The organism is Sphingobium wenxiniae, from assembly GCF_007830065.1.
Lineage (GTDB): Bacteria > Pseudomonadota > Alphaproteobacteria > Sphingomonadales > Sphingomonadaceae > Sphingobium > Sphingobium wenxiniae.
The window spans coordinates 1-1,454 of record NZ_VLKK01000072.1 but is presented as its reverse complement, the minus strand read 5'-3'; the positions used below and the strand labels follow the sequence as shown (position 1 = coordinate 1,454).

Genomic DNA, 1,454 nt, shown 5'->3' with positions numbered 1-1,454 from the left:
CAATCTCGACTATCTTGCGCTCGGTGATTGGCATGGCACGCTCAAGGTCGAGTCGCGCACATGGTATGCCGGCACCCCCGAAACCGACGGTTTTCAGCGCGATGAGCCGGGCCATGCCCTGATGGTCGAGCTTGCGCCGGGAGTGGAACCGAAGGTGGAATCCGTGCGCACCGGCCGCTTCCAATGGCTGCTCAGGGATTGGACCTTGCAGGACACGGCCGCCTTTTCGGCTGAATGCGACGTGCTGCTCTCGGCTATCGATCCTGCGGCAACGCTGCTGCGCCTTTCGCTTGCAGGCATCACGAGCCTTGCTGACCGCGTCGAGATCCTGTCGCGGCTCGAAGATGACCTGCGGCATCGCCTCCGTTTCCTGGATGTCCGGGCGGACGATCTTGTCGGCCGACCGGGCGAGCAGGACTTGGCGGATCTCAAGGTCGAGGGATTGCTCGGCATAGCGGCTGAGAAACTCACCGAGACAATCGCAGCCGGCGGGACTGAAGCCATATTGGCGCGGCGCGCGATAGAGCGACTCTTTGTCGAATATCATCGGGGGAGCCAAGCATGAGCCTGCAACTCCGGCGGATCAGCCTCAACAATTTCCGCAAGTTCCGCGAGCCCCTGACGATCGAAGGGCTGGGCGAGGGGCTCAACATCATCATCGAGCCCAACGAGAGTGGGAAATCCACGATCCTTGAGGCCCTGCGTGCGGCTTTCTTCGTCCGCCATGCCACGAAGAATCAGCTCGCTCAGAGTTTTGCGCCTTATGGCGAGGCGGTCGCGCCAGAGATCGAAGTCAGTTTCAATATTGGCGCCGACAGCTGGAAAATCGCCAAGCGCTTTCTCAAAAGCCCACAGGTCGAAGTCACGGGGCCGCAGGGCCGAGCGCAGGGCGAGGAGGCCGAAAATCGGCTGCAGGCGCTTCTTGGGTTCGTCAAGGACAGCAGCCAGCGCGGTGACCCGGCCACCTATGGCGCGCTCGGTCTGCTTTGGGTTCCGCAGGCGCAGGCGCTTGAAGTGACCGCGCCCGGCAGTATCGTGCGCAGTAGCATCCAGGCGACGCTGGAGGCGGAAGTCGGGACGATCGTCGGCGGCGCTGCCTATGAGCGCGTCCAAAAGCGGATCGATGAGCAATATGACATTTACTGGACGCCCACTGGAAAAGCGCAGTCGAAGGGGCGTTGGCAAGCGGCGCGGGATCGTGACCAGCAGGCGCGGCAAGCCGCGGCGGACGCGACAATGCGACTCGATGCACTCGAAAAGAGTTTCGGCGAGCTGGAAACGGCACGCGGCCGACTGAAAGTTATTGAGCGGGAGCTGGCAGACGAGACCGAGCAAGAACAGCGCGCCGGTCTTGTTCAGGCTCTAGCCCGCCTTATTCACCAAAAGTGTCCTGAAGGGTTGGCGGGAGTGGCGTAAGCCTCTGATCTGAATTAGGAACTGGGTGTCTAAGCCGA

1 protein-coding gene and 1 pseudogene are annotated in these 1,454 nt (G+C 61.9%); both read left to right on the top strand.

What is annotated here, in order from left to right:
* A pseudogene (locus IQ35_RS20870) lies at positions 1–565 on the top strand (metallophosphoesterase family protein); the annotation flags it as partial.
* Entirely contained in the window at positions 562–1,416 is an 855-nt protein-coding gene (locus tag IQ35_RS20865; protein ID WP_242003445.1) for an AAA family ATPase, read from the top strand. The pseudogene IQ35_RS20870 and the gene IQ35_RS20865, both read left to right, overlap by 4 nt.
* Positions 1,417–1,454: the final 38 nt, after the last annotated feature.